This window comes from Micromonospora sp. ATA51 (genome assembly GCF_016802855.1).
Classification (GTDB): Bacteria; Actinomycetota; Actinomycetes; order Mycobacteriales; family Micromonosporaceae; genus Micromonospora; species Micromonospora sicca.
Map to the genome: position 1 here is coordinate 1 of NZ_JAEVHJ010000408.1, position 5,073 is coordinate 5,073.

6 protein-coding genes and 1 pseudogene are annotated in these 5,073 nt (G+C 76.0%); 6 read left to right on the forward strand and 1 reads right to left on the reverse strand.

Annotated elements, in window-relative coordinates:
• The 6 genes and pseudogenes from JNW87_RS34530 to JNW87_RS34555 form a co-directional block, all read left to right on the forward strand.
• On the forward strand, positions 1-841 hold an 841-nt coding region (locus tag JNW87_RS34530; protein WP_238455130.1), incomplete at its 5' end, for a baseplate J/gp47 family protein.
• Positions 838-1,797, forward strand: a complete 960-nt coding sequence (locus JNW87_RS34535) for a hypothetical protein (RefSeq protein WP_238455131.1) — start codon at positions 838-840, stop codon at positions 1,795-1,797. The genes JNW87_RS34530 and JNW87_RS34535, both read left to right, overlap by 4 nt.
• A gap of 70 nt (positions 1,798-1,867) precedes the next feature.
• Positions 1,868-2,191 (forward strand): annotated as a pseudogene (locus JNW87_RS34540) (phage tail protein); the annotation flags it as partial.
• Positions 2,192-2,471: 280 nt separating this feature from the next.
• On the forward strand, positions 2,472-3,392 hold the full coding sequence (locus JNW87_RS34545; RefSeq protein WP_238455132.1) for a hypothetical protein: 921 nt from the start codon (positions 2,472-2,474) through the stop codon (positions 3,390-3,392).
• The gene (locus JNW87_RS34550; RefSeq protein ID WP_238455135.1) at positions 3,389-3,865 is read left to right on the forward strand and encodes a hypothetical protein; all 477 of its coding nucleotides are present in this window, start codon (positions 3,389-3,391) and stop codon (positions 3,863-3,865) included. The genes JNW87_RS34545 and JNW87_RS34550 overlap by 4 nt, the downstream gene beginning before the upstream one ends.
• A gap of 27 nt (positions 3,866-3,892) precedes the next feature.
• The gene (locus JNW87_RS34555; RefSeq protein WP_238455133.1) at positions 3,893-4,645 is read left to right on the forward strand and encodes a hypothetical protein; all 753 of its coding nucleotides are present in this window, start codon (positions 3,893-3,895) and stop codon (positions 4,643-4,645) included.
• Positions 4,646-4,655: 10 nt separating this feature from the next.
• Here JNW87_RS34555 and JNW87_RS34560 read toward each other — a convergent pair.
• Positions 4,656-5,073 (reverse strand): DedA family protein (locus tag JNW87_RS34560; protein ID WP_238455134.1); only part of this gene is annotated, 418 nt, incomplete at its 5' end.

A 5,073-nucleotide genomic window follows, 5' to 3' on the forward strand; every position in this document is an offset into this window, starting at 1 on the left:
CCGCAGCGGCGGCGGGCCGGCCGGCAACGTCGCCGCCGGGACGCTGACCAGCCTGCGCGACCCGCTGCCCGGGCTGAAGGTGGACAACCCGGAGCGGGCCGGCGGCGGCCGGGACCTGGAGTCGCTGGAGTCCGCGCTGGCCCGCGGGCCGTACGAGTTCTTCGCCCAGCAGCGCGCGGTGACCGCCCGCGACTACGAGATCCTCGCCGCCGGCTCCGGCGCGGTGGCCCGGGCCCGAGCGTTCACCCGGGCCGCCGTCTACAGCTTCGCCCGCCCCGGCGAGGTCGAGGTGGTGCTGGTGCCGTACGTGCCGGAGGCGGCCCGCCCCGGCGGCCGGCTGCCCGTGGCGGTGCTGCGCGACCACGAGGTCGAGGAGGCCCGCCGCCGGGTCGCCGACGACCTGGACCGCCGACGCGCGCTGGGCACCAGCGTTCGCGCCGGCTGGGCCCGCTACAAGGCGGTGTCGATCCGGGCCCGGGTGGTGGTCCGCCGGGAGGAGGACGTCGACGCGGTCCGCCAGCGCATCCACGACCGGCTGCACCAGACACTCAGCCCGCTGCCCACCCCGCTCAACCCGGCCGGCTGGGCGTTCGGCGAGCCGCTGCGGGCGTCCAACGTGTACCGGATGCTGGAGCACGCCGAGCCGGGCGTGCGGTACGTCGAGTCGGTCCGGTTCGTCGTCGACGAGGCCCCCGACGCGCAGGTACGCACCCTCGCCGTCGACCAGTACCAGCCCGGCACCTGGTACGCCGGCCGCGGGCCGGTGCTGTTCCGCTCGACCAACGCCGGATCGGGCTGGGAGCCGGCGGCCGCTTCGAGGGCGAGAGCGTGCTGCGGGTGACCCCCGCCCCCGCCCCGGTCCGCCCCGGCATCGTGGCCCGGCCCGGCTCGGTCGCCGTGGTCACCGCCCGGGACGCCGGCGGCTCCCGGGTGCACCTGAGCACCGACCTCGGCGAGACCTGGTCGCTGCTGACCGACCTGGACTCCCGGATCCAGGACCTGGCCTGGATCGACCGGGACGGCGCCGGGGCACTGCTGCTGGCCACCGACACCGGCCTCTACGAGGTGTCCCTGCTCCCCGGCTCGGTGCCGTTGCAGATCCTGGTCGACCCGTCCGACGCCGACCGCGGCTTCTACGCGGTCCGCGCGTTCGTCTCCGAGCGCGGCGCGCCGGGAGTGGCGGTGGCCGCGCAGGCCGGGTTCGGGGTCTACCTCTCCACCGCCGCCGGCCGCCCCGGCACCTTCGCCCACGTCGGGCTGGCCAACGTGGACAACCGGGTCCTCGCCGTCCAGTACGACGGCCCGGCCACCCTGCTGTGGAGCGGTGCCGGCGAGCCGGACCCGAAGAAACCGGGGCAGGGCTGCCACCGGACCCGGCTCTTCGAGTCCGACGTCAAGTGGCAGGCCGTGCAAACTGGCTGGATCGGAGGCACCTGCCGCGACCTGGCGTTCACCGGGTCGCTGGCGGTCGCCGCGACGCAGAGCGGCGGGGTGGTCCGGCTGGACACCCTGGCCGCCCAACCGCAGTGGCAGCCGGTGATGGTCAACTGCGGGCTGCCGCTGCGGGACCGGTCCCGGTTCGTGCCGGTCGACGCGGTCGCCGCGAGCGGCGGACCGGACCGGCTGATCCTCGCCGGCGGCGATCGCGGGGTGTACCGCAGCGGCGACGCCGTCGACTGGGCGGCCAGCGCCAACCAGGCCACCGCCGACGGGGTGACCGTCCCCGGCACCTGGCTGCTCTGCTCCGGCGAGCACGACATCGAGGTGGTGCGGCAGGATGCACCGAGCGGCGATTGAGCGGTTGCTGCCCGCGGCGTACCAGCGGGCGGCCGGGCCGGGCAGCGTGCTGGGCGCGCTGCTCGACGTGATGGAGGCGCTGCACGCCCCGGACGAGGCGGTGCTCGCCGACGTCGACGCGCTGTTCGCGCCGTACCGGACGCCGGACGGGTTCGTGGCGTACCTGACCCGGTGGGTGGCGATGGACGACGTGGTCGCCACGCCCCGGCCGAACGCCCCGCTGCCGCTGCCGCTGGGACGGCTGCGGGACCTCGTCGCGCACGGCGCGCTGCTGGCCCGCTGGCGGGGCACCCCGTACGGGATGCGGACCGCGCTGGAGCTGGCCACCGGGGTCACCGGCTTCGTCCTCGACGAGCCGGCGGAGCGGCCGTTCCACGTGGTGGTGCGGGTGCCGCCGGCCGCCGCCGACCAGCTCGCCGTGGTCACCCGCATCGTCGAGGCGGAGAAGCCGGCCGCCGTCACCGTCGAGATCACGGTGGCCGGCGACGCCGACACTCCGCCGCCCGGGCCGCCGATCCGCCCGCCGACCTGCCCGCCGACCCGCCCGCCGATCCACCCGTCGGCCATTCCGTCGGCCCGCGGACCGACCCGGAGCCGCCCATTCCGACCGGGGCGGCGGTCGGCCGCGCCCGCGTCCCGTCCCCGCCGCCCGTGCCCGCCAAAGAGGAGCCGTCATGACCACCGAATGGGCCGTCGTCGCCGCCGCCGGACAGTTCACCCTGGACGCCCGCAACAGCGGCGAGCTGACCTTCACCGTCTCCAACCCGGGCATGGCGCCGGACACCGTGGTCTTCGACGTGGCCCCCGGCGAGGGCACCCAGCGGGGCTGGTTCACCGTGGCCGAGCCGCAGCGGGTGGTGCCCGGGCAGGGCTCGGTCTCGTTCCTGGTCCGGCTCGCCGTGCCGCCCGGCACCCCGCCCCGGCGCTACGACATGACCGGCTTCGCGTACTCGGCGAACACCGCGCCGGAGGAGAGCTCCCGCTCCAGCGGCCGGGTGACGTACGACGTGCGCGCCGTCGTACCGCCCAAGCGCGCGCCGTGGCCGTGGATCGCGGCCGCCGCGGCGCTGGTGCTGGTGGTGGCCGGGGTGGTGGTCTGGCTGGTGAGCCGGCCCGGCGAGCAGCCGCCGCCGGCCGCGCCGCAGGTGGTGACGCTGGAGGCGGAGAGCCTGGTGGGCGGCGCGACGGTGGAGTCGCCGGCCGGCGCGGCGGTGCAGGTGGTGGAGCAGAAGAACTGCTGCGACGTCACCTGGTCCGGCGGCGCGCAGCTGTTCTTCCTCGGGCTGGCCGTCGGCGACCGGGTGACCGTCACCGTCGACATCCCCGCGGACGGCACCTGGCGCCTGTCGACCGTGCGCACCACCTCGTTCGACTACGCCAACACCATCTTCGTGGTCGACGGTCGGCAGGTGGGTGGCACCTTCTTCGGCTTCACCCCCACGGTGGTCAAGACGGACTGGTTGGACGTGGGCACGGTGGAGCTGAGCAGGGGCCCGCACCGGCTGACCCTGGTGGCGGTGAGCAAGACCCAGGGCTTCGACCGCTACTTCGCCGGGGTCGACCAGATCCGCTTCACCCAGCTCGTCCAGCCATGAGCGGCCGGCAGAAGCTGCTGCTGGCGGCCCTCGCGGTGCTGCTGGTGGCGCTCTACCTGGTCGCGGTGGCCGGCGGCCGGCGGCCGCGGCGACCCGGCCGCCCGGCCGGGCTGGCTGGACCGCCTGAGCGGGCCGAGCCGCACGGTGGACCCGGCCACGGTCACCGCCGACTGCCCGGGCGCCCCCGCCCAGCCGTCGCCCGCCGCCGGCGAGCCGAGGGTGGTGAGCTTCGTCGCCGGCTGCGTGCTGCGCATCGCCGACCCCGGCGGCCTGCGCACCCTGGTGCTGCGCAGCCGGGCGCCGTTCGGGGTGGCCGCCCCGGCGCGGGCGACGCCGAGGTCACCGTCCGGGACGAGGTGGAGCCGGCCGCCGACGGCGAGGCGGTCGCGAAGGTCGCCGTCGACCGGGCCACCGCCGTCACCCTGCGCTGCCCGGGAGGTGCCGGATGCGCGGTCACCGTCGCCCCGTCCTGATCCACCGGTACGGACCGGAGGCCCGTCATGGGTGAGCTGCGTAAACCGTTCCTGCTGCTGGCGCTGCTCGCGGTGCTGCTGGTGGTCGGGCTGGAACTCGGCGCCGCGCTGCTCACCGGGGGCGGGGACGCCGGTGGCGCGCTGCGGGACAGCGCCGGTCAGCTCGACGTCGAGTTGGGCGACGTCGGCTCGGTCACCCAGCCCTCCGGTCGGGGCACCGGCTACCTGGCGCTGATCGACGTGGTGGCGCTCTGGACCACCGGGCTGTTCTGCCTGAGCCTGGTGGTGCCGGACCGGATCCAGGGGCGCGTGCAGGGGGTGGCCACCCTGGTCTTCGCGGTCCTGCTGCTGATCGCGTCGGTCGTGCTGCTGCTGGTGGCCTTCGTGGAGCTGACCGTGCTGGTGTCGCTGTTCCTGGCCGCCCCGTTCGGCACGCTGGCCTACCTGGCGGTCTGGGGTTTCTTCCCGGTCGGCGAGGCGGCGGTCCTGCTCGGCCTGGTGCTGCTGCTCAAGCTGGTCTGGGCCGGGCTGCTGGTGCTGGCCCAGCCGCGCTTCCTGCAGAACAGGGGCCTGGTGCTGCTGATGCTGACCACCCTGCTCTGCACCGTGCTGCTGGAGTTCCTGCACCGGCTGGTCCCGGGCATCCTGGTCAGCATCACCGACGACGTCGGGGCGCTGGTCTTCGCGGTGGTCGCGATCGTCTGGTCCCTGGTCCTGCTGATCGGCTCCATCCCCGCCATCGTCAAGGCCCTCCGCACCACCGCCACCACCTCCGGTTGATCGGCGCCGGTCACCCGGCCCCGTCGACGCGCTGCGCGGCCCGCTCCCGGCGCGCCGCCCGCCGGCCCCGCCAGATCTGTACCGCGATCGCCAGCAGCACCACCGCGAGCAGCACCTCCCCGCCCAGCCCGAGCCGCCGCTCCAGCAGCCGGTACGAGGCGCCGGCCAGGTAGCCGAGCCCGGCCACGGTCGCCGCCCAGATCGCCCCGCCGGTGATGTTGGCCAGGGTGAAGGTGCGCTGCGGTATCCCGCTGATGCCCGCGACACCCGGCACCAGCGCCCGCAGCGCGGCCGCCCACCGGCCGAGCACCACGGCCAGGGCCCCGCGCCGCCGGACCAGGTCGAGCGCCCGGCGCAGCTCCCCCGAGCGGACGAACCGGCGCGGCAACCGGTCCAGCAGCCGCCGGCCGTAGCGGCGCCCGACCCGG

Bases quoted from the DNA above. Each gene is read 5' to 3' on its own strand.
- JNW87_RS34545 (WP_238455132.1), top strand. From the start codon at position 2,472: ATGACCACCGAATGGGCCGTCGTCGCCGCCGCCGGACAGTTCACCCTG.
- JNW87_RS34550 (WP_238455135.1), top strand. From the start codon at position 3,389: ATGAGCGGCCGGCAGAAGCTGCTGCTGGCGGCCCTCGCGGTGCTGCTG.
- JNW87_RS34555 (WP_238455133.1), top strand. From the start codon at position 3,893: ATGGGTGAGCTGCGTAAACCGTTCCTGCTGCTGGCGCTGCTCGCGGTG.